Annotated in this window: 28 protein-coding genes, 2 pseudogenes and 1 riboswitch; of the genes and pseudogenes, 13 read left to right on the forward strand and 17 right to left on the reverse strand. The window is 60.2% G+C overall.

The features are described from left to right. The first annotated feature begins 5 nt into the window (after nucleotides 1–5). Nucleotides 6–524, forward strand: a complete 519-nt coding sequence (locus tag AC3WJW_RS14910; RefSeq protein WP_493726541.1) for an acyloxyacyl hydrolase — start codon at nucleotides 6–8, stop codon at nucleotides 522–524. 134 nt (nucleotides 525–658) lie between these two features. On the opposite strand, the gene AC3WJW_RS14915 is transcribed toward AC3WJW_RS14910, so the two are convergent. From AC3WJW_RS14915 to AC3WJW_RS14945, 7 genes and pseudogenes are all read right to left on the reverse strand, one after another. Further along, nucleotides 659–964, reverse strand: coding sequence for a YkgJ family cysteine cluster protein (locus AC3WJW_RS14915; RefSeq protein ID WP_015096814.1), 306 nt, complete (start codon nucleotides 962–964; stop codon nucleotides 659–661). 99 nt (nucleotides 965–1,063) lie between these two features. Further along, nucleotides 1,064–1,846, reverse strand: a complete 783-nt coding sequence (locus AC3WJW_RS14920; RefSeq protein WP_493726542.1) for an SDR family NAD(P)-dependent oxidoreductase — start codon at nucleotides 1,844–1,846, stop codon at nucleotides 1,064–1,066. Next, nucleotides 1,843–1,938 (reverse strand): annotated as a pseudogene (locus AC3WJW_RS14925) (transcriptional regulator); the annotation flags it as partial. The pseudogene AC3WJW_RS14925 and the gene AC3WJW_RS14920, both read right to left, overlap by 4 nt. 5 nt (nucleotides 1,939–1,943) lie before the next feature. Continuing rightward, nucleotides 1,944–3,386, reverse strand: a complete 1,443-nt coding sequence (phrB, locus tag AC3WJW_RS14930; RefSeq protein WP_493726543.1) for a deoxyribodipyrimidine photo-lyase — start codon at nucleotides 3,384–3,386, stop codon at nucleotides 1,944–1,946. A 21-nt stretch (nucleotides 3,387–3,407) separates the two neighbouring features. Beyond that, complete coding sequence (locus AC3WJW_RS14935; RefSeq protein ID WP_493726544.1) at nucleotides 3,408–4,349, reverse strand: MerR family transcriptional regulator; 942 nt, start codon at nucleotides 4,347–4,349, stop codon at nucleotides 3,408–3,410. After that, a complete protein-coding gene (locus AC3WJW_RS14940; protein ID WP_493726545.1) occupies nucleotides 4,349–5,308 on the reverse strand; it encodes a YbgA family protein in 960 nt (319 codons plus the stop codon). Before AC3WJW_RS14940 ends, AC3WJW_RS14935 begins: the two co-directional genes overlap by 1 nt. A 196-nt stretch (nucleotides 5,309–5,504) precedes the next feature. Then, nucleotides 5,505–6,491 carry an NAD(P)/FAD-dependent oxidoreductase gene (locus tag AC3WJW_RS14945; RefSeq protein ID WP_429396944.1) on the reverse strand — a complete coding sequence of 329 codons (987 nt, stop codon included), beginning with the start codon at nucleotides 6,489–6,491 and terminating at the stop codon, nucleotides 5,505–5,507. A 196-nt stretch (nucleotides 6,492–6,687) separates the two neighbouring features. Here AC3WJW_RS14945 and AC3WJW_RS14950 point away from each other — a divergent pair, with 196 nt between their 5' ends. Next, nucleotides 6,688–7,590 carry a TIGR01777 family oxidoreductase gene (locus tag AC3WJW_RS14950; protein ID WP_493726546.1) on the forward strand — a complete coding sequence of 301 codons (903 nt, stop codon included), beginning with the start codon at nucleotides 6,688–6,690 and terminating at the stop codon, nucleotides 7,588–7,590. Between the two features lie 13 nt (nucleotides 7,591–7,603). Further along, nucleotides 7,604–8,626, forward strand: coding sequence for a ferrochelatase (gene hemH, locus AC3WJW_RS14955; RefSeq protein WP_493726547.1), 1,023 nt, complete (start codon nucleotides 7,604–7,606; stop codon nucleotides 8,624–8,626). 103 nt (nucleotides 8,627–8,729) lie between these two features. Here hemH and AC3WJW_RS14960 read toward each other — a convergent pair whose 3' ends face one another. Together AC3WJW_RS14960 and upp are read right to left on the reverse strand one after the other, a co-directional pair. Further along, on the reverse strand, nucleotides 8,730–10,004 hold the full coding sequence (locus AC3WJW_RS14960) for a uracil-xanthine permease family protein (protein WP_007973857.1): 1,275 nt from the start codon (nucleotides 10,002–10,004) through the stop codon (nucleotides 8,730–8,732). Nucleotides 10,005–10,006: 2 nt separating this feature from the next. Next, the gene (gene upp / locus AC3WJW_RS14965; protein ID WP_493726548.1) at nucleotides 10,007–10,645 is read right to left on the reverse strand and encodes a uracil phosphoribosyltransferase; all 639 of its coding nucleotides are present in this window, start codon (nucleotides 10,643–10,645) and stop codon (nucleotides 10,007–10,009) included. A 175-nt stretch (nucleotides 10,646–10,820) separates the two neighbouring features. On the opposite strand from upp, the gene AC3WJW_RS14970 reads away from it, so the two are divergent. From AC3WJW_RS14970 to AC3WJW_RS14985, 4 genes are all read left to right on the forward strand, one after another. Continuing rightward, entirely contained in the window at nucleotides 10,821–11,378 is a 558-nt protein-coding gene (locus AC3WJW_RS14970) for a hypoxanthine-guanine phosphoribosyltransferase (protein ID WP_008016649.1), read from the forward strand. A 3-nt stretch (nucleotides 11,379–11,381) separates the two neighbouring features. After that, nucleotides 11,382–11,855 carry a WbuC family cupin fold metalloprotein gene (locus tag AC3WJW_RS14975; RefSeq protein ID WP_493726549.1) on the forward strand — a complete coding sequence of 158 codons (474 nt, stop codon included), beginning with the start codon at nucleotides 11,382–11,384 and terminating at the stop codon, nucleotides 11,853–11,855. Between the two features lie 99 nt (nucleotides 11,856–11,954). After that, on the forward strand, nucleotides 11,955–12,440 hold the full coding sequence (locus AC3WJW_RS14980) for a hypothetical protein (RefSeq protein WP_493726550.1): 486 nt from the start codon (nucleotides 11,955–11,957) through the stop codon (nucleotides 12,438–12,440). Nucleotides 12,441–12,503: 63 nt separating this feature from the next. Then, nucleotides 12,504–12,791: a PA4642 family protein gene (locus tag AC3WJW_RS14985; RefSeq protein ID WP_007973850.1), complete on the forward strand. Its 288-nt coding sequence runs from the start codon at nucleotides 12,504–12,506 to the stop codon at nucleotides 12,789–12,791. Between the two features lie 118 nt (nucleotides 12,792–12,909). Here AC3WJW_RS14985 and mqo read toward each other — a convergent pair whose 3' ends face one another. Together mqo and AC3WJW_RS14995 are read right to left on the reverse strand one after the other, a co-directional pair. Next, nucleotides 12,910–14,418 (reverse strand): malate dehydrogenase (quinone), encoded by a 1,509-nt coding sequence (gene mqo / locus AC3WJW_RS14990; RefSeq protein ID WP_493726551.1) that lies wholly within the window; start codon nucleotides 14,416–14,418, stop codon nucleotides 12,910–12,912. Nucleotides 14,419–15,159: 741 nt separating this feature from the next. Continuing rightward, a complete protein-coding gene (locus tag AC3WJW_RS14995) occupies nucleotides 15,160–15,399 on the reverse strand; it encodes a hypothetical protein (RefSeq protein ID WP_102701909.1) in 240 nt (79 codons plus the stop codon). 204 nt (nucleotides 15,400–15,603) lie between these two features. On the opposite strand from AC3WJW_RS14995, the gene AC3WJW_RS15000 reads away from it, so the two are divergent. Beyond that, the gene (locus AC3WJW_RS15000; RefSeq protein WP_493726552.1) at nucleotides 15,604–16,188 is read left to right on the forward strand and encodes a YajG family lipoprotein; all 585 of its coding nucleotides are present in this window, start codon (nucleotides 15,604–15,606) and stop codon (nucleotides 16,186–16,188) included. 171 nt (nucleotides 16,189–16,359) lie between these two features. Here AC3WJW_RS15000 and AC3WJW_RS15005 read toward each other — a convergent pair whose 3' ends face one another. Then, complete coding sequence (locus tag AC3WJW_RS15005) at nucleotides 16,360–16,566, reverse strand: hypothetical protein (RefSeq protein WP_033052291.1); 207 nt, start codon at nucleotides 16,564–16,566, stop codon at nucleotides 16,360–16,362. 190 nt (nucleotides 16,567–16,756) lie between these two features. On the opposite strand from AC3WJW_RS15005, the gene AC3WJW_RS15010 reads away from it, so the two are divergent. Beyond that, nucleotides 16,757–17,035 (forward strand): hypothetical protein, encoded by a 279-nt coding sequence (locus tag AC3WJW_RS15010; RefSeq protein ID WP_007979321.1) that lies wholly within the window; start codon nucleotides 16,757–16,759, stop codon nucleotides 17,033–17,035. 125 nt (nucleotides 17,036–17,160) lie between these two features. On the opposite strand, the gene AC3WJW_RS15015 is transcribed toward AC3WJW_RS15010, so the two are convergent. Next, nucleotides 17,161–18,324, reverse strand: a complete 1,164-nt coding sequence (locus tag AC3WJW_RS15015) for a 1-acyl-sn-glycerol-3-phosphate acyltransferase (protein WP_493726553.1) — start codon at nucleotides 18,322–18,324, stop codon at nucleotides 17,161–17,163. Between the two features lie 142 nt (nucleotides 18,325–18,466). Here AC3WJW_RS15015 and AC3WJW_RS15020 point away from each other — a divergent pair, with 142 nt between their 5' ends. Genes AC3WJW_RS15020 through AC3WJW_RS15030 form a run of 3 tightly spaced genes read left to right on the forward strand, consistent with a single transcriptional unit; the run spans nucleotide 18,467 to nucleotide 19,578 of the window. Next, nucleotides 18,467–18,649: a CPXCG motif-containing cysteine-rich protein gene (locus tag AC3WJW_RS15020; RefSeq protein ID WP_008045984.1), complete on the forward strand. Its 183-nt coding sequence runs from the start codon at nucleotides 18,467–18,469 to the stop codon at nucleotides 18,647–18,649. Between the two features lie 9 nt (nucleotides 18,650–18,658). Beyond that, nucleotides 18,659–18,919, forward strand: a complete 261-nt coding sequence (locus AC3WJW_RS15025) for a putative signal transducing protein (RefSeq protein ID WP_007979315.1) — start codon at nucleotides 18,659–18,661, stop codon at nucleotides 18,917–18,919. Nucleotides 18,920–18,954: 35 nt separating this feature from the next. Continuing rightward, nucleotides 18,955–19,578 (forward strand): SOS response-associated peptidase, encoded by a 624-nt coding sequence (locus tag AC3WJW_RS15030; RefSeq protein ID WP_102701912.1) that lies wholly within the window; start codon nucleotides 18,955–18,957, stop codon nucleotides 19,576–19,578. Between the two features lie 113 nt (nucleotides 19,579–19,691). On the opposite strand, the gene AC3WJW_RS15035 is transcribed toward AC3WJW_RS15030, so the two are convergent. Continuing rightward, complete coding sequence (locus tag AC3WJW_RS15035) at nucleotides 19,692–20,534, reverse strand: methyl-accepting chemotaxis protein (protein ID WP_371321737.1); 843 nt, start codon at nucleotides 20,532–20,534, stop codon at nucleotides 19,692–19,694. 12 nt (nucleotides 20,535–20,546) lie between these two features. Continuing rightward, a pseudogene (locus AC3WJW_RS15040) lies at nucleotides 20,547–21,833 on the reverse strand (methyl-accepting chemotaxis protein); the annotation flags it as partial. Nucleotides 21,834–22,105: 272 nt separating this feature from the next. Between AC3WJW_RS15040 and AC3WJW_RS15045 the strand changes: the two are divergent. Beyond that, nucleotides 22,106–22,924, forward strand: a complete 819-nt coding sequence (locus tag AC3WJW_RS15045) for a M48 family metallopeptidase (RefSeq protein WP_493726554.1) — start codon at nucleotides 22,106–22,108, stop codon at nucleotides 22,922–22,924. A gap of 122 nt (nucleotides 22,925–23,046) precedes the next feature. Here the strand turns inward: AC3WJW_RS15045 and AC3WJW_RS15050 are convergent, their stop codons facing one another. Together AC3WJW_RS15050 and AC3WJW_RS15055 are read right to left on the reverse strand one after the other, a co-directional pair. Then, complete coding sequence (locus AC3WJW_RS15050) at nucleotides 23,047–23,631, reverse strand: TMEM165/GDT1 family protein (protein WP_007972537.1); 585 nt, start codon at nucleotides 23,629–23,631, stop codon at nucleotides 23,047–23,049. 89 nt (nucleotides 23,632–23,720) lie between these two features. Beyond that, nucleotides 23,721–23,845: riboswitch (yybP-ykoY riboswitch) on the reverse strand. A 50-nt stretch (nucleotides 23,846–23,895) separates the two neighbouring features. Next, on the reverse strand, nucleotides 23,896–24,894 hold the full coding sequence (locus tag AC3WJW_RS15055) for a methyltransferase (RefSeq protein ID WP_493726555.1): 999 nt from the start codon (nucleotides 24,892–24,894) through the stop codon (nucleotides 23,896–23,898). Nucleotides 24,895–24,917 lie beyond the last annotated feature (23 nt).

Consider the following 24,917-nt stretch of genomic DNA (forward strand, 5'->3'; position numbering starts at 1 on the left):
TTCTAGTGAAGCGACTATTCTGCTTGGCCGCGATTGCGGCCGCATTAATGGGGCACACCTTTACAGCGCAGGCGGCAGGTGTGGAGTTCGCGGTAGGTCAGACCAGCGATTCGACCATGACGTATCGACTGGGCATGCAATTCGATTGGGACCAGAGTTGGTGGCAGAGCGGCGTGGGTCGTCTGACCGGTTACTGGGACGGCGCCTACACCTATTGGGAGGGTGACGAGAAATCCAGTAACCACAGCCTGTCGTTCTCGCCTGTGCTCGTTTATGAATTTGCCGGCCAGAACGTCAAACCCTACATCGAGTTCGGGATTGGCGTGGCGGCATTTGCCAGCACCGAAGTCGAAAGCAACGATCTGGGCAGCGCCTTCCAGTTTGAAGACCGCTTTGGGTTCGGTTTGCGCTTTGCCGGTGGGCATGAAGTCGGGGTTCGTGCGACGCACTATTCCAACGCAGGGATCGCTACTCCGAACGATGGTGTAGAAAGTTACGCATTGCATTACACGATGCCGTTGTAAGACAGCAACGCTGTACTAAATGTGGGAGCGAGCCTGCTCGCGAAAGCGGTTTAACATTCACCATTTATAGTGATTGTCAGACTGCATTCGCGAGCAGGCTCGCTCCCACATTTGTATTCGGGTGACTTCAAAACTCAGCGATACGCCGTCGAAATCCCCAGGCGTTCGTCGATGCACTCCGGTGCGCCCATCTCGAACTCCCGGCAGATCAGCGGACGTTTTTCGTAGATGGTGCACATCATCGTGTTGCGATCCAGCGCGGCACACCAGCCGTCGTCCAGACGCAGCATGACTTCCCCGCCCCAGTCATCGGTATCGATGAACCGTTCAGGCACACCCGTGTCGGTGATCAACATGACTTCGAGCTGGCAGCAGCAGGCTGCGCAGGTCGAGCACGTGACTGCGGGTTCCGCGATTTGCGTATGGGGGATGGTTTTCATGGCGCGCAGTGTAAGGCAGTCACCCGGTGCTGTGTGAAAGGTCTGACGGACGCCCGGGTATCGGAGTGCCCGGGATACCTCTGCCGATGAAGGCGATTTTCAGGGTTGGTCCTTGATCGGTGGCTGGCTGCGCACCATGCGTTTGCCGATCTCCAGATTCATTTGGTCCGGCCGTTTGGAGAGCGGCCAGAGGGCAGCCATGAATGCTGCCGGGAAAGCGATTGCCAGCGGGCGGTCCTTGAGCTTTTCGAAGAGGTGCCTCGCGGCTTTCTCCACCGGCCAGCTCAAGGGCATGGGAAAGTCGTTTTTCGCCGCCAGCGGCGTTTCGACAGCCCCGGGGCTGATCACTGTGAGTTCTATGCCTTCAGGGGCCAGGTCGATGCGCAGGGATTCGAGCAGGGAACGCAGCCCGGCCTTTGAGGTGCCATACGTTTCTGCCGCGGGCAGAGGCAGGTAAGTTACCGCGCTGGCCATGGCTACCATATGTGGTGCGGTGCCGGCACGCAGCAAAGGCAGGGCGGCGTTGATGCAATAGCTACTGGCCAACAGGTTGGTACGCAACACGTGCTCGACAATCGACGCATCGAACTGATTGGCATCCACGTACTCGGTGGTGCCGGCATTGAGTATCACGGTGTCCAGCGAACCCCAGTCCTCGGCAATCTGCTCGCCGATCTCGCGCACGGTCTGGCTGTTGGTCAGGTCACCGGCCACAACCAGCACTTGCCCCGGATAGCGTTGTGACAAGACTTTCAACCGCGCTACCGAACGCGAACTGACGGCCAGGTGCGCACCGCTTTTCAGAATTTCTTCAGCCAGGGCGGCACCGATACCGCTGGAGGCGCCGGTCAGCCAGTATCGTCGTGCGAGCGTACGACTCATCCCAATCTCCTTTTCAGCCAGGCCATTGCCCGGCCCAATACGGGTAAACGTTTATAAAGCAGAGCCCCGGCAACGAGGTAATCCCGGTGGCGGTCATTCATGATCCAGCGACGGCGTATTGCCGTGACGGCAGGTTTTTGAACGCCATCAACGCTCGCGTCCGGGATGTGCTCAAGTCGACGATCGGTGACGGATAATCCACCACACCAAACAGGCCGCCGAGATTGGCAGGGTTGTGCACGTCTTTTTTGTTCAGCCCTGCCAGCTCCGGCAGCCATTGCTTGATGAACACACCTTCGGGATCGAATTTTTCCGATTGGCTCAGCGGGTTGAAAATCCGGAAGTAAGGCGCTGAGTCGGTGCCGGTTGAAGAGCTCCATTGCCAGCCACCATTGTTCGCCGCCAGGTCGCCATCGATCAGGTGACGCATGAAAAAGCGTTCGCCCTCGCGCCAGTCGATCAGCAGGTTCTTGGTCAGGAACATCGCCACCACCATGCGCAGGCGGTTGTGCATCCAGCCGGTAGCCAGCAGTTGGCGCATGGCGGCGTCGATAATCGGCAACCCGGTGCGCGCCTGTTGCCAGGCGGCCAGTTCATCGGGAGCGTCGCGCCAGGCCAGCGCTTCGGTTTCCGGTCGAAATGCGCGGTGCCGGGACACTCGCGGGTAGCCCACAAGGATGTGTTTGTAGAATTCGCGCCACAGCAGTTCGTTCATCCAGGTGACAGCGCCTGTGTTGCCGCTTTCGAACTCACCCTGGTTGCTGTTCAGCGCGGCGTGCAGGCATTGGCGTGGAGAAATCACCCCGGCGGCAAGATAGGCCGATAGCTGACTGGTACCGGGTTTTGCCGGGAAGTCGCGTTCGTTCTGGTAGTGGTCGATCTGCGCTTCGCTAAAGCTGTCGAGGCGACGCCGGGCTTCGGTTTCGCCGGCCGGCCACAGGCTGCGCAGGTGATCACCGGGTGTTGCGAAACCCTCGACGCTCAAGGGGATCGCATCGCTGGCAATGTTCAGCGGCGCTTGTTTGTGTGGGGCGCGGATCAGGCTGGGCAGCGAGTGGTGCAGTCGTTCGTAGCAGACTTTGCGGAACTGGCTGAAGACCTGAAAGTAAGTGCCGGTCCGGGTCAGCACGCTTCCCGGCTTGAACAGCAATTGATCGAGGTAGCGGTGAACTTCGATGCCTTCGGCCTGTAGCGTCCGGGCGACCGTTGCATCGCGACGGGATTCGTGGATGCCGTACTCTTCGTTGAGGTGCAGCGCGTTGACCTGCCACTGTCGGCACAGGTTCAGCAATACGCTGGGCGCGTCATCCCAGCGGGGAGCCTGGCGGATCAGCAGGGGAATGTTCAGATGACCCAGTGCGCGGCTCAGCTCGTGCAGGTTCCGTAGCCAGAAGTCCACTTTGCAGGGCGCATCGTCGTGTTCCAGCCATTGCTCCGGACTCAGCAGATACACCGCCACGCAGGGGCCACGAGCCGCGGCGGCCGAGAGGGCGGTGTTGTCATGTAGGCGCAAGTCGCTGCGCAGCCAGATCAATTGCATAGGGGGATCCACGCGATTCATTTAAATCAGCCCGCACTGAACGAGTGCCTGATGTGCCGACAATGGATCTTCGGCCAGGTACAAGTCAGTGATCTCGGTGGTACTTGCGGACAACTCGGCGTGGTGGATGCACACCGTGGGTCCGGCAATCATTTTTGGGCAACCGACACCTTTGAAAAGTTTCGGCAGTTGCGCCAGGTTCATAGCCTTGCTGGAGTACAGCAAAACCCCGCGGGGTTGCAGCAGTTCGACCGCCAATGCCAGTTCGCCGACAGGCAGCGGCCCGTCGAAGACCTCCACCGGGCAATCCGCGCTGCTGATCAGCCAGGCCGTGAGCCATAGCTGAGGCTCCATGGGCAGGTCCGAGTGGTTGATCAACAGCATTGGCGCGGTGCGCAACTGACGATTGTTATGGTAGATGCGTGCGCCGAATTTGCTGCGTAGCCAGGCACAAAAAAAGCCCCGTTCCATCTGTGCACCGAACTGGCCTTGCCAGCGTTGCTCCAGAGCGGCCAGCAAAGGCATCAACAATTGCTCGCACAGGGTTCGCGGCGGATACAGCGCCATCGCCTGATTGACGTTGTCATCCAGGGCGCGTTCCTGCAATCCGCTGACCGCCTGCAGCAACGTTAGCAGCAAGGTGTGCCAATCGTTGTCGACGGACTCGCTGAATACTTGCGGCGTATCGAGCAACTCCTTGACCTGGCTGACGGCGACGCCACGGTTGAGCCAGGTGAGGATGGCCTGGATACGTTGTACATGGTCGGCCGAGAACAGCCGATGCCCCTTGGGTGTGCGTTGCGGCACGATCAGACCGTAGCGCCGCTCCCAGGCGCGCAGGGTCACGGCGTTGACGCCGGTCAGGCGCGCCACTTCGCGGATCGGCAGCCAGCCTTCGTCCAGCGCCTTTTCAAAGTCATCGCCGAGGTCTTCGCGGGCGCTGGTGTCGAGTGTTTTTTTCATCAGATGGCGTTTCGCAGGCTGAGGTTTTCCGGGTGCGGTTGCAGATAGACCTGCTGTGCGATGTACGGATCGGGGTGTTGGCGAAAGTGATGTTTGAGCAGCGTCAGCGGCACCACCAGCGGCACGAAGCCTTGGCGGTACTGGTTGATCAGCTGTTGCACTTCCTGCTTGTCTTCGCGGCTGATGGCCTGTTTCAGGTAGCCACTGAGGTGTTGCAGGACGTTGGTATGGGTGCGGCGGGTGGCGCACTTCTTCAGTGCCGCCATCAACTCGCTGAAATAGCGGGGGCCCAGTTCCTGCGGATCGTTTTTGCCCATGCTGCCCAGCAGGTGGCCCAGGGTTTTGTATTGCACCGGGTTGTGGGCCATCAGCAGGTATTTATAACGTGAGTGAAAGTCTGTGAGGCCACGCCGGGTCAGGCCTTGCTGGCGTAGCTGCTGCCAGGCGCTGTAGGCGAATACGCGGGTGAGGAAGTTTTCCCGAAGCACCGGATCGTTCAGCCGGCCGTCCTCCTCCACCGGCAAGTCCGGGTGCAGCAGGCAGAAGGCCCGGGCGTAGATCCCGCGACCGCCACTGTCCGCTCGTGTGCCGTTGGCGTGGTAGACCTTGACCCGTTCCAGGCCACAGGACGGGGAATTTTGCATGAAGATATAACCGCAAATATCCCCCAGCTGCGCTGCCATGTCCCGGCCGTAGGTGGCCAGCGGTTGTGTCACGTTCAGGTTGTGATCCAGGGTTCCCACGGCTTCGGGTTGATCGGCACCACTCACCAGTCGAATCGGTTGGCGGGGTACGCCGAGACCGATGGCCACTTCCGGGCAGACCGGGATGAAATCGAAATAATCAGTGAGGGTACGGCTGCACAGCCGCGACTCCTTGTGCCCGCCGTTGAAGCGCACATCGAGCCCCATCAGGCAGGCGCTGATGGCTATTTTCGGTTTGACGGGGGCGTGGGACATCGGAACACCTCGAATCTGAACCTGTACAAACATTTGTGTCCGTACAAGATAACTTCATCATAGATTCGAAGTTGTACAAGTCAAATTTTCTGTATAGGTTTTTTCGACGCTATGCCCCTGTAGGAGCTGCCGAAGGCTGCGATCTTTTGATTTTTTTTAAGATCAAAAGATCGCAGCCTTCGGCAGCTCCTACGGTTCATTGCAGGTGTTCATGCAAGCGGCGGGCGGCTTCCTGACCGCTTAGCCAGGCGCCTTCGACGCGTCCGGACAGGCACCAGTCGCCACAGGCGTAAAGCCCCAGGTCGGCATCGGCCAGGGTGCCCCATTCGTGACTGCTGGCGGGGCGGGCGTAGAGCCAGCGGTGGGCGAGGCTGAAGCTCGGCGCAGGCATGGAGTCGTGCAGCAGTTCGGCAAACGCGCCGTGCAATTGCTCGATCACCGCCTCCTTGGGCAGGTCGATGTGTTGTCGGCTCCAGGCACTCGTGGCGTGCAGCACCCAGGTGTCGAGGGTGTTGTCGCGCCCGGGTTTGCTGCGGTTGCGGGCCAGCCAGTCGAGTGGGCTGTCCTGTACGAAGCAGCCTTCCATGGGCGTTTCCAGCGGTGTTTCGAAGGCGAGGGCGATGGCCCAGGTCGGGTCCATTTTCACCCCGGCGGCGGCCCCCGCGAGTTTCGGCGCCGATGCCAGCAGAGCCGTGGCCTGCGGCGCCGGTGTGGCGATGACGACGTGGCTGAACGGTCCGTGGGTGAAGCCCTCGGCGTCCTGCAGATGCCAGTGTTCTTCCCCGCGATAGACCTCGGTGATCCGGCAGGCGAAGTGCACTTCAAGGTCACCGAGCAGGGCGCGGGTGATGGCGCTCATGCGGGGCGTGCCGACCCAGCGGGTCTGTTCGTCCGGCGACAGGTTGAGCTGACCGCCATGGTAGGTGTACAGCTGCGGCGTCCACTCGGCGACCCAGCCCCTGGCCTGCCAGCGCTGGACTTCCGTGACAAAGCGGCGGTCGCGGGCGGTGAAATATTGCGCGCCCATATCCAGAGCACCCGCATCGCTGCGCTTGCTCGACATGCGCCCGCCGCTACCGCGGCTTTTATCGAAAAGTTGAACCACGTACCCGAGGTCCGTCAGGGCCTGGGCGGCGGAGAGTCCGGCAATGCCGGTGCCAATGATTGCGATAGGTACAGTCATAGGGGCCTCGTTTACCTTTCTGTACAGACTACGCCGGGGTTCAAACCTGTACAATATTGTTTTTTGGTATAACTTTTAGCGTTCTCGTTCTGACAGCTTGGCCTATTGTTAACCATAGAGCCTGCTCGATACCAAAGATCCCTGCTTATAAAAATAGACTAGTGGACAGGGTAAAACGCCACGCGAGGAAGAAGTCATGCACATATTGCTGACCGGCGGTACTGGTTTGATAGGACGTCAGCTCTGCCGGCACTGGTCGGGGCAGGGCCATCGCCTGACAGTCTGGAGCCGCAAGCCTGAAAAAGTCGCGAAAACATGTGGTGCCCAAGTGCGTGGAATTGCCCGGTTGGAGGATCTGGGGCAGGAACCGGTGGATGCGATCGTCAATCTGGCCGGAGCGCCGATTGCCGACCGGCCCTGGACGCACAAGCGAAAAGCCCTGTTGTGGAGCAGCCGGATCACGCTGACTGAAACCCTGCTGGCGTGGCTTGAGAGTCGCGAGCAGAAACCCCGTGTGTTGATTTCCGGTTCGGCTGTCGGTTGGTATGGCGACGGTGGCGAGCGCGAGCTGACCGAGGACTCGGGGCCGGTCAGCGAAGACTTCGCCAGCCAGCTATGCATCGCCTGGGAAGAGACCGCGCAACGGGCTGAAGCGCTGGGCATCCGCGTCATCCTCATTCGAACCGGGTTGGTGCTGTCGGCCGAGGGCGGCTTTTTGTCGCGGCTGTTACTGCCCTTCAAGCTGGGGCTGGGAGGGCCGATCGGCAACGGCCGGCAATGGATGCCATGGATTCATATCGACGATCAAATCGCTCTGATTGATTTTCTTCTGCATCGCAACGAGGCTAGCGGTCCCTATAATGCGTGCGCACCCACACCGGTGCGCAACCGCGAGTTTGCCAAGACGTTGGGCAGCGTACTGCATCGCCCGGCATTCATGCCGATGCCGGCCTTCGCCTTGAAGGTCGGGCTGGGCGAGTTGTCCTTGCTGTTGCTGGGTGGCCAACGGGCCACGCCTGTTCGCTTGTTGCAGGCAGGTTTCACTTTTCAGTTCACGGACTTGCGCGCGGCTCTGGACGATCTGTCCGCTCGCCTTTGAAATAGGATGTTGCATGACCGATCACGCGTTGCTTCTGGTCAACCTGGGTTCACCTGCCTCCACCTCGGTGGCGGATGTGCGCAGCTACCTCAATCAATTTCTGATGGACCCATACGTGATCGACCTGCCATGGCCGGTTCGACGCTTGCTGGTGTCGCTGATCCTGATCAAGCGTCCCGAGCAGTCGGCCCATGCCTATGCCTCGATCTGGTGGGACGAGGGCTCGCCGCTGGTGGTGCTCAGCCGTCGCCTGCAACAAGCCATGACTGCCCAGTGGCCGCACGGCCCGGTCGAGCTGGCGATGCGCTACGGCGAGCCGTCGATCGAATCGACGCTGGTGCGCATGGCTGCGGCGGGGCAGAAGCGGATAACCCTGGCGCCGCTCTATCCACAGTTCGCCGACAGCACCACGACTACGGTCATCGAAGAGGCCAAGCGCGTGGTGCGTGAGAAAAACCTCGACGTGCAGCTGTCGGTGCTCCAGCCGTTCTACGATCAACCCGAGTACCTCGATGCGCTGGCGGCCACGACCAAGCCCTATCTGGAGCAGGATTTCGATCACTTGCTGATGAGCTTTCACGGCTTGCCGGAACGGCATCTGAAGAAACTCAACCCCGATCACCGCTTCGAGGGTGGCGGTGATTGCTGCGCCGGAGCGCCACCGGAGGTGGTCGCCACCTGTTATCGCGGCCAATGCCTGCGGACGGCGGCAGAGGTCGCCAAGCGCATGGGGCTACCGGAGGGCAAGTGGTCGGTGTCGTTCCAGTCGCGCCTGGGGCGCGCCAAGTGGATCGAACCCTACACCGAGGCGCGTCTCGATGAGTTGGCTAAAAGCGGCGTGAAAAAGATGCTTGTGATGTGCCCGGCGTTCGTTGCCGATTGCATCGAGACCCTGGAAGAGATCGGTGATCGCGGCAAGGAGCAATTCCGCGCGGCGGGGGGAGAGGAGTTGGTGCTGGTGCCGTGCCTCAACGATGACCCGCATTGGGCGAGGGCGTTGAGTGCGTTGTGCGAGCGCGCGCCGATGGCGCTTTAAAAGCTTCGCGAGCAGGCTCGCTCCCACAGGGGAATACATTACAAACTGTGGGAGCGAGCCTGCTCGCGAAAGCTATTTCATTAACAACAAAGCGCTTGAAGCCTTACAGCAGCGGCTCATTCGCCTTCTTGTGCTTCCAGCTGTCATTGCCCGGCAGGATCAGGTTCAAGCCAATCGCCACCACCGCGCACAGCGCGATGCCTTTGAGGCCGAAGTCGTCCGGCCCCGTGCCGGTACCGATCAGCACACCGCCGATCCCGAACACCAGGGTCACCGAAACAATCACCAGATTGCGCGCCTCGCCCAGATCGATCTTGTGGCGAATCAGCGTGTTCATCCCCACCGCCGCAATCGAACCGAACAACAGGCACAGAATCCCGCCCATCACGGGCACTGGAATGCTTTGCAGCAGCGCACCGAACTTGCCGATGAACGCCAGGCTGATGGCGAAGATCGCTGCCCAGGTCATGATTTTCGGGTTGTAGTTCTTGGTCAGCATGACCGCGCCGGTCACTTCGGCGTAGGTGGTGTTGGGCGGGCCGCCAAACAGACCGGCCGCCGTGGTGGCAATGCCGTCGCCGAGCAGGGTGCGGTGCAGGCCGGGCTTCTTCAGGTAATCGCGGCCGGTCACGCTACCCACGGCAATCACGCCGCCGATGTGTTCGATGGCCGGGGCCAAAGCCACCGGAACGATGAACAGGATCGCCTGCCAGTTGAATTCCGGCGCGGTGAAGTGCGGGATGGCGAACCAGGGCGCCGCAGCGATCTTCGCGGTATCGACCACGCCGAAGTAGAACGACATGCCGAAGCCGACCAGCACGCCGGAGATGATCGGCACCAGGCGGAAGATGCCCTTGCCGAAAACCGCGACGATCAGCGTGGTCAGCAGCGCAGGCATCGAGATCATCATCGCCGTCTGGTAATGAATCAATTCACTGCCGTCACCGGCCTTGCCCATGGCCATGTTGGCGGCAATCGGTGCCATCGCCAGGCCAATCGAAATGATCACCGGCCCGATCACCACCGGCGGCAGCAGGCGGTCGATGAAACCGGTGCCTTTGATCTTCACCGCGAGGCCGAGGAAGGTATAGACGAAACCCGCCGCCATCACGCCGCCCATGGTCGCGGCCAGGCCGAACTGGCCCTTGGCGAGAATGATCGGGGTGATGAAGGCAAAGCTCGATGCCAGGAACACCGGCACCTGACGCCCGGTGACGATCTGGAACAGGATCGTCCCCAGGCCGGCCGTGAACAGCGCCACGTTCGGGTCGAGACCGGTGATCAGCGGCATCAACACCAGGGCGCCGAAGGCCACGAACAGCATCTGTGCACCCGACAGCACCGTGCGCCAGAGCGGATCGTTGAACTCTTGCTGCATGGTCACGCGTCCTTCTGCTTGGTGCCGAAGATCTTGTCACCGGCATCGCCCAGCCCCGGGATGATGTAGCCGTGTTCATTCAGTTTTTGATCAATGGACGCGGTGTAGATGATCACGTCCGGGTGAGCCTTCCCGACCACGGCAATGCCTTCTGGCGCAGCGACCAGCACCATGGCGCGGATGTCCTTGCAGCCGGCTTTTTTCAGCAGGTCGATGGTTGCAACCATCGAGCCGCCGGTAGCGAGCATCGGGTCGATGATCATGGCCAGGCGTTCGTCGATTTCCGGCACCAGCTTCTCGAGGTAGGTATGGGCCTCGAGGGTTTCCTCGTTGCGGGCCACGCCCACGGCGCTGACTTTGGCGCCCGGGATCAGGCTGAGCACGCCTTCGAGCATGCCGATGCCAGCACGCAGGATTGGCACAACGGTGATTTTCTTGCCGGCGATTTTCTCGACCGACACAGTGCCGCACCAGCCATCGATATCGTAGGATTCCAGCGGCAGGTCTTTGGTGGCTTCATAGGTCAACAGGGCACCGACTTCCTGAGCGAGCTCACGGAAATTCTTGGTGCTGATGTCTGCGCGGCGCATAAGGCCAAGTTTATGACGGATCAGCGGGTGGCGGATCTCATGGATGGGCATGGGGAAAGGCTCCGGCGGCGGGCAAAAAAACCGGCCTAGATTAATCTATCCGAGGGTGTTGTCCTATAGACATACAGTACGTTAGTCCACAAACGCTTGATCTGGCCTCGCTTGATGCGTACCTTTGCCCGCTTTTCCGAATCCGTCCCTCCCCCTCAAACCCCTGGAGAGCGCCATGTCCGCTGATCTCGAGCATATCCGTCAAATCATGCGAGAGGCTGACTGCCTGTACACCGAAGCTGAAGTCGAGGCGGCCATCGCCCGCGTCGGTGCACAAATCAACGAACAAATGGCCGACAGCAACCCGGTGGTGTTCTGTGTCATGAACGGCGGACTGATTTTTTCGGGCAAGCTGCTGACTTATCTGCAGTTCCCGCTGGAAGCGTCCTACCTGCACGCTACCCGCTATCGCAACGAAACCAGCGGTGGCGATCTGTTCTGGAAGGCCAAGCCGGAAGTGTCCTTCATCGACCGTGATGTGCTGATCATTGACGACATCCTCGATGAAGGTCACACCCTGGGCGCGATCATCGACTTCTGCAAACACGCTGGCGCACGTAAAGTGCACACCGCGGTGCTGATCGATAAAGACCACGACCGCAAGGCCCGTCCGGACCTCAAGGCCGATTTCGTCGGTCTGCCGTGCGTCGACCGCTACATCTTCGGTTACGGTATGGACTACAAAGGCTACTGGCGTAACGCCAACGGGATTTTCGCCGTTAAAGGAATGTAAGACATGGATACTCCTCGCTTTCTTGATCAGACCTTGTTCGCCGAGCTGGCCGGGAAAGCCGCGGCCAGTCCTCGCGGGCGCCAGCATCACAATTTCCACCAGATGGAGGACGCTTGCCATCGCATGGCGGTGGGGTTGCAGCCGTCCACGTATATCCCGCCTCACCGGCACTTGGGCGACAACAAGGCAGAAACCTTGCTGGTCCTCAAAGGCCGCCTCGGCGTGTTGATTTTCGACGAAGCCGGCGCCGTGCTGAGCAAGACAGTTCTGCAGGCCGGTGGCGACTGTGTGGGCGTGGATCTGCCAACTGGCGTATTCCACGGCTTGGTGGTGTTGGAAGCCGATAGCCTGATGTTCGAATGCAAGGCTGGTCCTTACCGTCCTGTCGGTGAAGGTGAGCTGGCGCATTGGGCTCCGCGCGAAGGCGAGCCGGGTGTTGCCGAGTATCAGGCCTGGATGCGCGCGCAATTCGATTAGGATCAAAAGATCGCAGCCTTCGGCAGCTCCTACAGGGGCTGCGATCTTTTGCTTTTACACCCATGGTAAAGTGCCCGGCCCCGCCCTCCGGAGCCCATCATGAGTGTTTTGATCCGCTGTTGCGCCGCTCTGGCGCTGACCCTCAGCCTGCCCTTGGCCGCCGCCCCGGCGCCCATGCACAGTCAATTCCTGCCGCCGGACGATCTCACCCTGCGCGCTGCTGATCCCGAGCAGCAGCAACTGATGCAGGTCACCGATTATTCGGTAGTGGTCGGCGCTCAGCGTCAATCCACTCAACAGCCGATTCCGGTCACTTCGCCGTTGCTGATTCGTCTCAAGGGCAAATCCCTGAACAAGGGCGCTACCATCAGTCAGGTGCTGGTCAATTTCGATGGTGAAAGCAAAAGCCTGAAGAAGCCGGTTTACGACGAGCCGAGCAAGACCCTGACCCTCTATTACCCGCTGGCGCAATACCGGGTGGTGATCGACTTGCTGCGCAATGACACGGTGTATTGCCAGTTTCTCAGCTACGCCAATGGCCATGTCTGGGCTGATCTGCACACCGGCAGCACTCGTGTGCGTTGAGCCCTGTGCCTGCGCGGGGGTAAACTGCCCGCCCCGTGAAATGTCTGCGAGCTGGAGTCGGCAATGCGTAAAGATAAAAAACAAGTGATTGGTGACGAGATCGGCGATGAGCAGATCAAGTTGTTCCTTGATTTCGAACCGGTCGACGCGACTTCTCCGTCCCTGCACAAGCTGGTCAAGGCCTACCGTGGCCTGCGCATCGACGATTTCGAGCGTTTCCTGACGTTTTTCGTCGAAGCTGGTTACGACGTGAATGGCAAGGATGAGCACGGCAATGACTTCGTTGCCCTGATCAAGGATCAGCGCAATGCACCGGACTACATCGAGCTGATCGAGAAGGTTCGCGGTTAAGATCCAGAGATCGCGTGTTCCTGTAGGAGCTGTCGAGCGAAGCGAGGCTGCGATCTTTCAAATGCATAAAAAAACGCCCCGTATTCAGCGAGTACGGGGCGTTTTTCATGCAACCGAATCAAGCGTAGCTTTCGGTCTCGCTGCTGGCTTCAACCAGTTCCAGGGCAACGTTGTTCTGCGTGTTGATCTTGCGATACAGCGCAGCGTCGGTTTCCAGAACCTTCTCCCGGGCCGGGAAGATTTCTGCCAGTTTGCCAGCCCATTCGCCCTTGGCTTTGCTCGGGAAGCATTTCTCGATCAGCTCGAGCATGATCGAAACAGTCACCGATGCACCTGGCGAAGCGCCGAGCAGTGCCGCCAGGGAACCGTCCTTGGCCGCGACCAGTTCGGTACCGAACTGCAGGATGCCGCCTTTTTTCGGGTCTTTCTTGATGATCTGCACCCGTTGGCCGGCCACTTCCAGGCGCCAGTCTTCGGCTTTCGCCTCCGGGTAGAAGCGACGCAGGGACTCCAGGCGCTGCTCCATCGACTGCATCACTTCGCTGACCAGGTACTTGGTCAGGTCCATGTTGTTTTTCGCTACCGCGAGCATCGGGCCGATGTTGCCGGCGCGAACCGACAGCGGCAGGTCCATGAAGGAGCCGTGCTTGAGGAACTTGGTGGTGAAGCCGGCGTACGGTCCGAACAGCAGGGACTTCTTGCCATCGACCACGCGGGTGTCCAGGTGCGGCACGGACATTGGCGGCGAACCTACCGCAGCCTGGCTGTACACCTTGGCCTGGTGGTGCTTGACCACTTCCGGGTTGTCGCAGCGCAGCCACTGGCCGCTGATCGGGAAGCCGCCGAAGCCTTTGCTCTCTTCGATGCCCGAGGCTTGCAGCAGCGGCAGTGCCGCGCCGCCAGCGCCGAGGAAGACGAATTTGGCGTCGACTTCACGGGTGTTGCCGCTGTTGACGTCCTTGATGCTGACAGTCCAGCCGCCGTTGTTGCGCTTGAGACCGGTCACGCGCTTGCAGTACTTGACCTGGGCATCGGGTGCGCTAGTCAGGTGCTTGAGCAACTGGTTGGTCAGGGCGCCGAAGTTGACGTCGGTGCCATTGATCACGCGGGTCGCGGCGAGGGTTTCGCCAGGATCGCGGCCAGGCATCATCAGCGGCATCCACTCGGCCATTTTGGCCTTGTCTTCGGTGTATTCCATGTCGGCGAAGGCATGGTGCTTGCTCAGCACCTTGAAGCGTTCCTTGAGGAAGGACACGCCGCTGTCGCCCTGCACGAAACTCAGGTGTGGCACCGGGCTGATAAACGACTTGCACGAGCCGAACGTGCCTTTTTTGGTCAGGTACGACCAGAACTGCTTCGACACCTCGAACTGGGTGTTGATGTGCACGGCTTTCTTGATGTCGACGGCGCCATCGGCTGCCTGCGGCGTGTAGTTGAGCTCACACAGCCCGGCGTGACCGGTACCGGCGTTGTTCCACGGGTTGGAACTCTCCGCGGCACCGGAATCCATCAGCTCGACGACTTCCAGCTTGATCGCGGGGTCGAGCTCTTTGAGCAGCACTGCAAGGGTGGCACTCATGATGCCGGCCCCAACCAGTACTACGTCGACTGCTTCGTTATGCGCCATTTAACGCGTCTCCAAAATCTGCAGCACCAAATTGTCGGCATGGCTGCCAGGCGTTCCGGGGCGTGTCAGTGTGGCCCCAGGGTATCCATGGCAGTATCGCCATGTCCGAATCTTCGCAATTTATCGCAACTTCGACGGACGCTACCTGCCGGGCCTAATAAGAGCTCTATGAACTCATTTCAACGTGCGACTGGCAATTCGACTTATGGTCGAGACATCCGTTTGTGCAACCAAATCCGTAGCGGACAGGCTTCAGGCTCCGGTGTTCGAGGAATACTCGGTCCTGTGTCGTTGGGCTGTTGTAGACGCTAATGGTGCATGTTCAGACGCAAAACTATTCATTTGCTCGCCACACTCTTGTGAAGTTGTGAAAACCCGTTTTTTTCACGCTCTTTTGAAGACGTGAACCTCAAAAAGGGCTGTCCCAGCCTGGCACCGTGCCCGGATGGATTGCCGCCATGGGATACAGGGCAGGCAAAACGGGCAAACAGCTCAGTGACCGAGCGTAATGACAGCTCTGCAGATTCGCGAAAAGTGGAGGTTTTGCTCAACAAAACAGCAAGCGCGCCAGCTTCACTCGATCTGTGTGGGCGGCTCTCTGTGGGCGGTGCGGGGTGTCAATACAAGCGCATTGACGATGCTGCGAGGCCCGATCAGGAGACGTCCTTATAATCGGGGGGAGATTGTATCTAAGAAACGCAGGGAAATGGTCGTGTTTAATGACTTTTATTAGGTGTTTGGTCAGGTTGTCAGCAGTTGCTGTGCACGCGAGCGTGGTTGGCGCGGTTGCGAAACGACGCGGGCACCGGCCGGCAGCGGCTGATTCAGCCAGTTCAGGCGGATTTCCTCGATTTCAACCCAGCCATCTCCCATGGGTTGCAAGCTGCACTGCTTGAAGGCCTGGCAGTGGCCGTTGCGGTCGAGCAGGGCGAAACAACGGTGCAACGGGCGTGGCGCGAACAGAGAGATCAGATGGCGCATGGTGAAGTACCGTGTGGGTGATTGCCCGGAAGGTTGCCTGTAGGCCATTACGTGCAAGTGTAGGAGTGGTGACATCTGTGTGACATGAACTGCGATCCCCAGGGTTTGTCAGAGATTTCATCAAACACTGTGAGGTGCTGGTTCCCCGCAGTGGCGCACCGCTATACTGCCGGCCTGTTTGTGCCTGATTCTGGAGAGAAGAGCATGTTGCAACGCCTGTTGTTCGGTTTGATCACTGTGACCAGTTTGAGCCTGGTTGGCTGCGCCCACAGCCCGCAACAACTGAGCCCGGAACCCAAGCTGACCGCCCAGTTGGCCCCGGTCGGCCATGGCCAGCCCGTCGTGGTGCGTGTCGTGGACGGTCGCCCGTCGCCGACGCTGGGCACCCGTGGTGGCCTGTACCCGGAGACCAGCGCGATCACCGTGCAGGGCGCGCAGATCCTGCCGAAGCTGCAGGCCCAGGCTGAAGCCGCCGTGCGTCTGTTGGGCTTTACCCCGACAAACAACGCCATGAATGCGCCGCAACTGACCGTGACCCTGGCAGAGTTGAAGTACCAGTCGCCCAAGGAAGGCATGTACGTGACCGAGGCCACCATCGGCGCGACGTTCCGCTCGGATGTGCAGAACGCCAACCGTCGCTACAGCGGCCGTTATGGTTCGTCCCTGGATCAGCGCTTCGGCATGGCGCCGAACCAGGAAACCAACACCAAGCTGGTCAGCGATGTGCTGAGCGATGCGTTGACCCGCCTGTTCAAGGACCCGACCGTAGGGCAGATTCTGGGCGAGTAATGCGAGCCCCGTAGGAGCTGCCGAAGGCTGCGATCTTTTGATCTTGATCTTGATCTTCGACGGCTCAACCCTCAAAAAACAAATCAAAAGATCGCAGCCTGCGGCAGCTCCTACAGGACGGTGTCGTCAGAAGAATGTCGTCAGGAGGACGGTGTCGTCACAAGGGCGTTATCAGGCAGCCTGCGAGTAAAAATCCAGCACGCTCACGCCCGTCAGCAAATCCGCCTCCGGCAAATCCGCATGCTGATGCCCACCCAAGGCGCAATACACCAGCCAGTGGCGATCCTGAACGTTGAAGGCGAGGCTGCCGACGAGGGCTTGCTGTTCTTCGCTGGGGGTGATGAGGTAGAGACGATCCTGGTTTTCGGCGTGGAGCATGACGTGATCCGTGTCGGTTTCGGGACGCGCATGTTCGCCGATACAGATGACGAAGCCGTGACTCAGGACAGCCATTGATCAAAAGCTTCGTTATTTGTCGGAAACAGAGGGCAGGGGTGCAGGCTTTCGGTAGAATCCGCGCCGCGGTGGCCCGTCCGGCAACTGCTACCTGTTTGACTTGAGGTTTGTGATGTCGCTGCACTTGATGACGCTGTTTACCGCCCATCCCGCCAAACTGATCAATCTGCTGGCCTTGCTCTTTGCCTTCCCGGGCGGCTGGTTGCTGCACGCCACCCGTCGCCGCGAACTGCGAGCGATGGCCAGTTTGCAGGCGCAGCGCCAGAGCAGCCCGAACGTAGAGCCCACGCTGGATTGGGCGACCTTGCGCATGAACCGGTTTTTCTACATCTTCGGTTTTGCCTGCATGGGGATGGCGTTGCTGGTGTCCTGGATCAGCACTCAAGTCTGAACCTTTTCAAAGCAAAAGATCGCAGCCTTCGGCAGCTCCTACAGGTGTACATCAATCCCCTGTAGGAGCTGCCGAAGGCTGCGATCTTTTGATCTTGATTAAAAAATCGTATCCAGCCAAACCGCTTACAGCGACAACCCTGCCTTCACCCGGTACTGATTACGCACCGGCGTCGCATATTGCAGCACCAGGTATGGACGATGCTCTTGCGGGCAAGCGTCCAGGCGGCGTTGCCATTCTTCCTGGGCCTTGGCCAGTTCTTCGGCCGGGAACACCTCGGCGGCCTTCGGCACCTGCAACTGCGGATCAGCGTCTTTCCACTGCGCGTAAGCCAGGTAGTGCACCGGGAACAAGCGATAGCCGCTGAGGATTTGCTTGTCCATCTCGACCGCCAATTGCTTGGTGTCTTCGAACAGTTCGGTGATCGGTGCGGCAAAGTTCACATGTACCCGGCCCTTGTAGCCAGTGATGCCCTTGGCGATGCTCACGTCATCCTCGCCCGGCACCTTGGTGTAGCTGCCGGTGGTGGCGCGGATGTAAAGTTCGCGGGCCTTGGCCTGATCGCAGGGGTCGTACTCGTAGCTGATCGACACCGGGGTCAGGTTCAACGACTGAATGACTTCGCCGAACGGCTCGTCCTTGCGGCTCATGTGGAACATCTTGAGGATCGCCGATTCGGTACGGTCGTCACCGTCCTTGGCGCGGCCCTCGGCCTGGGCGATCCAGATCGAGGCGCAATCGTTGCGGATCGAATGGTTGATATACGCCGACAGCAATTGATAGGCCGCCATTTTCTCCCGGCGACCGCTGATCGAGCGGTGCACGATGAAGCTCTTGTTCAGGCGCATCAGGTCGCTGACGAAAGGCTTTTGCAGCAGGTTGTCGCCAATGGCGATGCGCGGGGTCGGCAGGCCGGCGTGGTACACGGCGTAGTTGACGAAGGCCGGGTCCATCACGATATCGCGGTGGTTGGCGATAAACAGGTAGGCACTGCCGGACTTGAATTGCTCCACCCCGGTATAAGTGACACCGTCGGTGGCGCGCTCGATGGTGTGGTCGACGTAAACCTCGACTTTGTCCTGTAACGTGGCCACACAGGTCACGCCGGCAAACTCACGGCGCAGCCGATGGGCTATAAGAGGTTTGAGCGCCCAGCCTAAAGCGCCGGCAAAACGCGGGAAGCGGAAGTGGGTGAGGATATCTAGAAACGCCTTGTCGCCGAGCAGCCGGTCCAGCACCGCTGGGACTTCGCTGTCGTCGTAAGGTCGGATGGCATCGAATTCGCCCATCATGCTCTCTTGTTAGAAACGGCTAGGGTAAGTAAAGGTTTTGTTCGAAAACCGGCGGGGCACGGTCTGAAAAAGTAGCCAGACAAAAATAGCCCTGCAAATAGACCGGCGATTATACGCACAAGTCACCTGGGAGACCGCGATGCTGGAAAACGCAGTGTATGAATGTCCGTATTGTGGTGAGGAGGTAGAGACTACTCTGGATTTGTCCGGTGGCGATCAGACCTACATCGAGGACTGTCAGGTGTGCTGCCGGCCGATAACCTTCGTGTTGCAGGTTCATGAAGAGGAATGGCATCTCGAAGTGTTCAGCGAAAACGAATGAGGGGCGTGTATGCAGCGCATCTACGATCCGGAAAACCTGATGGAAGGCGAGTTGCTGCAAGGCATGCTCGCCAGCGAGGGTATCGAGGCGCATCTGGTGGGCCGTGATTTGCTCGGCGGCTCCGGGGAGTTGCCGATCTATGGCCTGCTCGGGCTGTCGGTCGAGAACGACCAGGCCGAATACGCCCGCGAGCTGATCACCGCGTACAATGCAGCGCTGCCGCTGTCCGGCGATGAACCGGACAGCTTTCCCGGCACGCTGGTCTGTTAGGCTGGCGTTCGTTTGATCAAGAGCCGTGTTGCCCCATGTGTGGACGTTATGCCCTGTTTCGCTGGAACCCTGCCTTCGCGGCCCTGCCCGGTTTTCCCGCCGACCAGAAGGCGCAGTGGAACATTTCCCCGAATGATTCGGTGTTGATGCTGCGGGCCGAGCCTGACGGTCAGCGCTCGCTTGCCCGCGCCCGCTGGGGCCTGACGCCACCCTGGCTGACCGATCTGTCCCGCACCCCGGCCCATGCCCGCGCCGAAACCGTTGCCGAGCAGCCAATGTTTCGCCAGGCCTTGCGCGAGCGCCGCTGCCTGTTGCCGGCCAATGGCTTCTACGAATGGCGCGGGACGACGCGCAAGCGCCCGTACTGGCTGACACCGGGGGAGGGCTCGTCATTGTTTTTTGCGGCGATCTGGGAGGCGTATCCGGTACAGGAGCAGGTGTGGCTGAGTACCGCCGTGATTACACAGCCAGCGGCGAGCCAGCGGCGGCCGCTGATTCTTGATGAGGCGGGGCAGGCCGCGTGGCTCGATCCCGAGACACCGTTGCATGCTTTGCAAGCCTTGCTGGCCAGCGAGCCTGCCGCGTTGCGCGAACGGGTGCTGGCCAACATGGTGAATGATCCGAAGCTCAATGGGCCGGAGTGTCTCACCCCGGGTTAGTCCGGCGCCAGTTCTGGCCCTTTCGCGAGCAGGCTCGCTCCCACAGTTGAAATGCATTCCAATGTGGGAGCGAGCCTGCTCGCGATAAGGTCCGCAGGACCTTCCGGCAACACTTAAACCCTGAACTGATTGATCAACCGCCGCTGCTGTTCCGCCAGCTTGGTCAAGTCCGCACTGGCCGCACTCGACTCATCCGCACCGCCGGCCACTTCATTGGCCACCTGGCCGATGTTGATCACGTTGCGGTTGATGTCGTCCGCCACCGCACTTTGCTCCTCGGCCGCGCTGGCGATCTGGGTGTTCATGTCGTTGATCACCGACACCGCCTGAGTAATGGTCTCCAGTGCTTCGGCAGCCTTCGATGCGTGCAGTACGCTTTCGTCCGTGCGGTTCTGGCTGTCTTCCATGACTCGCACCACATCCCGCGTGCCTTGCTGCAGTTGCTGGATCATGGCCTGGATTTCTTCGGTGGCCTTTTGTGTCTTCTGCGCCAGGTTGCGCACCTCGTCGGCCACCACGGCAAACCCCCGGCCCTGTTCACCGGCGCGGGCGGCTTCGATGGCTGCGTTCAGGGCCAGCAGGTTGGTCTGCTCGGCGATTCCGCGAATGGCGGTGAGGATGGCGTTGATGTTTTCGCTGTCCTTGGCCAGGGTCTGCACCACGCCGACGGCCCGGCCGATCTCCACGGCGAGGGCACCAATCGAGTTCGAGGTGTCGCGCACGATCTGCATGCCTTGGCTGGCGGCTTGATCGGCATGGCTGGCGGCCTGTGCGGCCTGGGTCGCGTTGCGCGCAACGTCCTGGGCGGTGGCGGTCATTTCCTGCACGGCGGTGGCCACCTGATCGATCTCGGCCATTTGCTTGTGTACGCCGGTGTTGGTACGGATGGCGATGTCGGCGGTGTGTTCCGACGAATCGCTGACGCTCTGCACCGACGTCACCACCTGGGTGATCATCGCCTGCAACTTGGCCAGGAAGGTGTTGAAGCCTTTGGCGATCGAACCCAGTTCATCGGCGCGGTCGCTGGTCAGGCGCCGGGTCAGGTCGCCTTCGCCCTGGGCGATATCGTCGAGCATGGCCACCATCTGCTTGAGCGGACGGGCGATGCCGTGGCCCACCAGCCAGATCACCAGCAAACCGATACCGGCAATCACCAGGCCGACCATCGCCATGCCGAAGGTGTCGGATTTACGCTGCGCATCCAGGTCTGCCTGGAGTTTTTGCAGGTCGGCCATGACCGCGTTCAGCGGCAATTGCAGCATCAGGGTCCAGCGCGCATCGGTCTGGCCAATGCCGAACGGCAGGTACAACTCGATCCGGCCCTGGGCCTTGTCGACGGTATAGGTGACTTCGCCGCGCTTGAGATTGGCCATGTTGGCAATCTGCTTGCTGTCGAGGATATCGCTGACTTTTTCGCCGAATTTGCTCGGATCCTTGGTGTAGGCAACGATGCGGCCATTGCCGCCGATCAGGGCCATTTCCCCGGCGCCGCTGTAGAGTTTCTGGTTGGCGCCCAGGAGCATTTCCTGAATGAAGTTCACCGACAGGTCGGCGCCGACGATGCCCTGGAAGGCACCGTTGAGCATAATCGGTTCAATAAAGGAGGCGAGCATGACGATTTTGTCGCCCACCTTATAAGGCGCCGGATCGATCACGCAGGATTTTCCGGTTTCTTTCGAGCACAGGTAGTACTCGCTGGCGCGCACGCCGGTGGACAGGGTTTTCTGGTCGTCGACGTCCACCAGTTTGTCCAGGCCCAGGGTGCCGTCGTCGTTGCGGAACCACCAGGGCAGGAAGCGCCCGTTGCTGGCGTCGATGCCGACCACCTGGGTGCCGACGTAGGCCGCATCGTTGTGGTCCAGTGCGTCTTTTTCCCAACCGATGTAGGTGCCGAGGATCTTCGGGTTCTTGACCACGTTTTCCTTGATCAGGCCGATCAGTTGCTCACGGCTGAGGCTCAGGGCGGGCTGGCCATCGGCACCGGGTGTGCCGATCAGGGCGTTGACCCGCACCAGTCCGCCGGCGATCAGCAGCGGTGCTTCGAGTTCACGCTGGATCTGGCTGACCTGGGTCTGCGCCAGGGACGTCAGGCGTTGTTCGATGACTTGCTCGAACTGGGCCTGGGTCCGTTCCTGGACCATGTCCTGCGTCCGGGCCCCGGAAAACAGCGCGTACACCACCAGCGCTGCCACGACACTAAGGACAATTGCGCCGGCAAGGGCCGCCACGGAAAACTGGATCGACTTGAATTTCATGGGGGCTCCGCACGCGAAAGGACGTCTGCGGAGGTGTATCGGCAGGGTATCGGGCGGGCATGAGCGCGAGTCGTTGAAATGGCTGTTTTTGCGTGGCGGATGTCGCAAATGAATCAATGCGCGGCGTGACGGGCTGCGGCTCGCCCCGGAATGTGAATTTTTTTCTGCTTTGATGAGAGCTTTGCCTGAATTGCGCGTCTTATGTCTATTGTATCTGGCGTCGATACCATTCCACGCCTAGGATACCCGGCATGTTTTCAGGGAGTTTTTCGATGAACAAGACATTGGCTCTATGTGCGCTGAGCGCAGGTCTGCTGCTCGCTGGCTGCCAGTCGGTCAATACCACCAGTGGTGGTGCTGTGGGCGTTGAGCGCAAGCAGTACATGTTCAGCATGTTGTCCTCCCAGGAGGTCGACCAGATGTACGCCCAGTCCTATACAAAGACTGTGAGTGAGGCGAGCAGCAAAGGCGTGCTGGACAAGACCAGCAGCGATGCCAAGCGTGTTCAGGTCATTGCCGACCGGCTGATCGCCCAGGCACCGAACTTTCGTCCGGACGCGGCCCAGTGGAAGTGGGAAGTGAACCTGATCAAGAGTGACGAGCTCAATGCCAACTGTGGTCCTGGCGGCAAAATCTTTGTCTACACCGGCCTGATCGACAGTCTTCAACTCACTGACGATGAACTCGCCGCGGTCATGGGTCATGAAATCGCCCACGCCCTGCGCGAGCACGGTCGTGAGGCGATGTCCAAGGCATACGGTATCGAAATGGCCAAGCAGGGTGCTGGTGCGTTGCTCGGGTTGGGCCAGGACAGCCTGGCCCTGGCGGACGCTGTAGCCAACTACGGCATGACCTTGCCCAACAGCCGTGCCAATGAAAACGAGGCGGACCTGATCGGCCTGGAGTTGGCTGCCCGCGCCGGCTACAACCCGAACGCCGCGATCACCCTGTGGAACAAGATGAGCAAGGCCAGTGAAGGTGCTCCGCCGGAGTTCCTCAGCACGCACCCGTCTTCGAGCAGCCGGACTGCGGCGTTGCAGGCGGCGATTCCGAAGGTTATGCCGTTGTATGAGCAGGCCAAGAAATCTTGATGTCAATTCTTCGTCAATAAGGCCCTCATCGCGAGCAGGCTCGCTCCCACAGGGGAATGCATCCCAAATGTGGGAGCGAGCCTGCTCGCGAAGAACGATACGCGGTCTAACGACCTATTGGGTCAAACCCACCCACTGCTCTGCATCGCCTTGTACACCGCGACAATCGCCAGGATGAAGAACGCCGACGCCGCCAGTCGACGGATCAGGGTCAGTGGCAGCTTGTCTGCGGCAAAGTTACCCGCCAGAACCACCGGTACGTTGGCAATCAGCATGCCGGCGGTGGTGCCGATGATCACCAGCCACAACTCCGGATATTGCGCAGCCAGCATCACGGTCGCGATCTGAGTCTTGTCGCCGATTTCCGCCAGGAAGAACGCGATCAGCGTGGTCAGGAACGGCCCGAACTTGCGGGCGGTGCTGGCCTCGTCGTCATCCATCTTGTCCGGCACCAGGGTCCACAGGGCGGTCGCGGCGAAGCTCGCGGCAAGGATCCAGTGCAGCATCGTATCCGAGAAGAAACTGCCCACCCAGGCACCGACTGCACCGGCGGCCGCATGGTTGGCCAGGGTCGCGGCAACGATACCGGCGATGATCGGCCAGGGCTTGCGGAAGCGGGCGGCAAGAATGAGCGCGAGCAGTTGCGTCTTGTCGCCGATTTCGGCCAAGGCAACGATTGCGGTGGGTACGAGTAGTGAATCCAGCATCAGGAGTTTTCCTAAGGGGCGGGTCGACACGGCTATGACACGTACAGCCTTCCCGCCCCGGGTAAGGTGTGCGTGTCATAGGTCTTGTCAAACCCTGCGATCCATCTGATGTGGATGCTTGGGTCGCATGCGCCATGGTCTGAGGACCAAGTATGTTGACGCATGCCGGACGAGCGTGGCGCTCGTGGGAGACTACTCCCCTAGGACGGAGCGGATTCTGCCTTTGCGAAACCCATTCGGCAAGCCTTCTTTTTCAAAAAAATCTCAGCCGCGTTTTGCCCGGTAGATTCTGAAGCCCTGTCCTTCGGCCTTGATCGCGCACACGCCAAGGTGCTCTTCGATCAATGGCTGATACTTCAGGAAGCTGTTCGCTACCAGGCGAAGTTCACCACCGTTTTTCAGATGTTTGGCCGCTTTTCGCAGCAAGTTCTCCGTTGCGAAATAGTCGGTGTGCACGCCGACATGGAACGGAGGATTGCTCAAAATCGCACTCAAACCCATCGGGGCGGCATCGATTCCGTCACCGGTAATCACCTCGGCTTCCAGACCATTGGCAGCCAGGGTCAGGCGACTGCTGGCAGCGGCGAAGGCATCCACATCCAGCATCGTGACCTGGTTGTGTGGGTAACGACGTTTCACTGCGGCGCCCAGAACCCCGGCGCCGCAACCGAAATCGAGCAGGTGTCCGCTGGGCAGTTTGTCCAGGTGTTCCAGCAGCAGCGCGCTGCCGCGATCGAGGCGACCATGACTGAACACCCCTGGCAGGCTGATGACCTTCAACGGGCCTTCGGCCAGCGGCAGTTCGTAGGTCTGCGCCAGGCTTTCCAGCGGCTTGGCGTCAGGCGCGTTGGCCACAGTGACCTGCCAGAGTTGGCAGTGGCGCGCGCTGTCGAGTTTGCGTGGCTTGCCGAACGGGTTGAGTTGTTTGGCGGCACCTTCGATGCCGCTTTTTTTCTCGCCGACCAGATACAGCTCGCGGCCGGCCAGCCGCGAGGCGAGGGCGTTGAGGATGTAGTCGGTCAGGTCCTTGGCCTTGGGCAGAAAGACCACGGCGCTATCGAACCCGCGCTCCGGCGCGTTCACGCCAAAGTGGCTGCGCCCGTCGAAGCGGGCGTCCAGCGCGGTCTGATCGCCGGCGTGCCAGCACCAGCCATGGGCATCGGGCAGGCGGCCCAGCAGGTCGTCGGCGGGCAAACCGGCCAACAGCACCGAACCCTGGAATAACTCGGCCTGGCGAAGCAGTACTTCACTGCGCGGATCCATAACTGCTCCCGTGAAAAAAAGTG

The organism is Pseudomonas sp. GW821-FHT07G06 (assembly GCF_058986625.1).

Coding starts and splice junctions, on each gene's coding strand:
- AC3WJW_RS14915 (WP_015096814.1), bottom strand. CDS start 964: ATGAAAACCATCCCCCATACGCAAATCGCGGAACCCGCAGTCACGTGC.
- AC3WJW_RS14920 (WP_493726542.1), bottom strand. CDS start 1,846: ATGAGTCGTACGCTCGCACGACGATACTGGCTGACCGGCGCCTCCAGC.
- phrB (WP_493726543.1), bottom strand. CDS start 3,386: ATGCAATTGATCTGGCTGCGCAGCGACTTGCGCCTACATGACAACACC.
- AC3WJW_RS14935 (WP_493726544.1), bottom strand. CDS start 4,349: ATGAAAAAAACACTCGACACCAGCGCCCGCGAAGACCTCGGCGATGAC.
- AC3WJW_RS14940 (WP_493726545.1), bottom strand. CDS start 5,308: ATGTCCCACGCCCCCGTCAAACCGAAAATAGCCATCAGCGCCTGCCTG.
- AC3WJW_RS14945 (WP_429396944.1), bottom strand. CDS start 6,491: ATGACTGTACCTATCGCAATCATTGGCACCGGCATTGCCGGACTCTCC.
- AC3WJW_RS14950 (WP_493726546.1), top strand. CDS start 6,688: ATGCACATATTGCTGACCGGCGGTACTGGTTTGATAGGACGTCAGCTC.
- hemH (WP_493726547.1), top strand. CDS start 7,604: ATGACCGATCACGCGTTGCTTCTGGTCAACCTGGGTTCACCTGCCTCC.
- AC3WJW_RS14960 (WP_007973857.1), bottom strand. CDS start 10,004: ATGCAGCAAGAGTTCAACGATCCGCTCTGGCGCACGGTGCTGTCGGGT.
- upp (WP_493726548.1), bottom strand. CDS start 10,645: ATGCCCATCCATGAGATCCGCCACCCGCTGATCCGTCATAAACTTGGC.
- AC3WJW_RS14970 (WP_008016649.1), top strand. CDS start 10,821: ATGTCCGCTGATCTCGAGCATATCCGTCAAATCATGCGAGAGGCTGAC.
- AC3WJW_RS14975 (WP_493726549.1), top strand. CDS start 11,382: ATGGATACTCCTCGCTTTCTTGATCAGACCTTGTTCGCCGAGCTGGCC.
- AC3WJW_RS14980 (WP_493726550.1), top strand. CDS start 11,955: ATGAGTGTTTTGATCCGCTGTTGCGCCGCTCTGGCGCTGACCCTCAGC.
- AC3WJW_RS14985 (WP_007973850.1), top strand. CDS start 12,504: ATGCGTAAAGATAAAAAACAAGTGATTGGTGACGAGATCGGCGATGAG.
- mqo (WP_493726551.1), bottom strand. CDS start 14,418: ATGGCGCATAACGAAGCAGTCGACGTAGTACTGGTTGGGGCCGGCATC.
- AC3WJW_RS14995 (WP_102701909.1), bottom strand. CDS start 15,399: ATGCGCCATCTGATCTCTCTGTTCGCGCCACGCCCGTTGCACCGTTGT.
- AC3WJW_RS15000 (WP_493726552.1), top strand. CDS start 15,604: ATGTTGCAACGCCTGTTGTTCGGTTTGATCACTGTGACCAGTTTGAGC.
- AC3WJW_RS15005 (WP_033052291.1), bottom strand. CDS start 16,566: ATGCTCCACGCCGAAAACCAGGATCGTCTCTACCTCATCACCCCCAGC.
- AC3WJW_RS15010 (WP_007979321.1), top strand. CDS start 16,757: ATGTCGCTGCACTTGATGACGCTGTTTACCGCCCATCCCGCCAAACTG.
- AC3WJW_RS15015 (WP_493726553.1), bottom strand. CDS start 18,324: ATGGGCGAATTCGATGCCATCCGACCTTACGACGACAGCGAAGTCCCA.
- AC3WJW_RS15020 (WP_008045984.1), top strand. CDS start 18,467: ATGCTGGAAAACGCAGTGTATGAATGTCCGTATTGTGGTGAGGAGGTA.
- AC3WJW_RS15025 (WP_007979315.1), top strand. CDS start 18,659: ATGCAGCGCATCTACGATCCGGAAAACCTGATGGAAGGCGAGTTGCTG.
- AC3WJW_RS15030 (WP_102701912.1), top strand. CDS start 18,955: ATGTGTGGACGTTATGCCCTGTTTCGCTGGAACCCTGCCTTCGCGGCC.
- AC3WJW_RS15035 (WP_371321737.1), bottom strand. CDS start 20,534: ATGATCACCCAGGTGGTGACGTCGGTGCAGAGCGTCAGCGATTCGTCG.
- AC3WJW_RS15045 (WP_493726554.1), top strand. CDS start 22,106: ATGAACAAGACATTGGCTCTATGTGCGCTGAGCGCAGGTCTGCTGCTC.
- AC3WJW_RS15050 (WP_007972537.1), bottom strand. CDS start 23,631: ATGCTGGATTCACTACTCGTACCCACCGCAATCGTTGCCTTGGCCGAA.
- AC3WJW_RS15055 (WP_493726555.1), bottom strand. CDS start 24,894: ATGGATCCGCGCAGTGAAGTACTGCTTCGCCAGGCCGAGTTATTCCAG.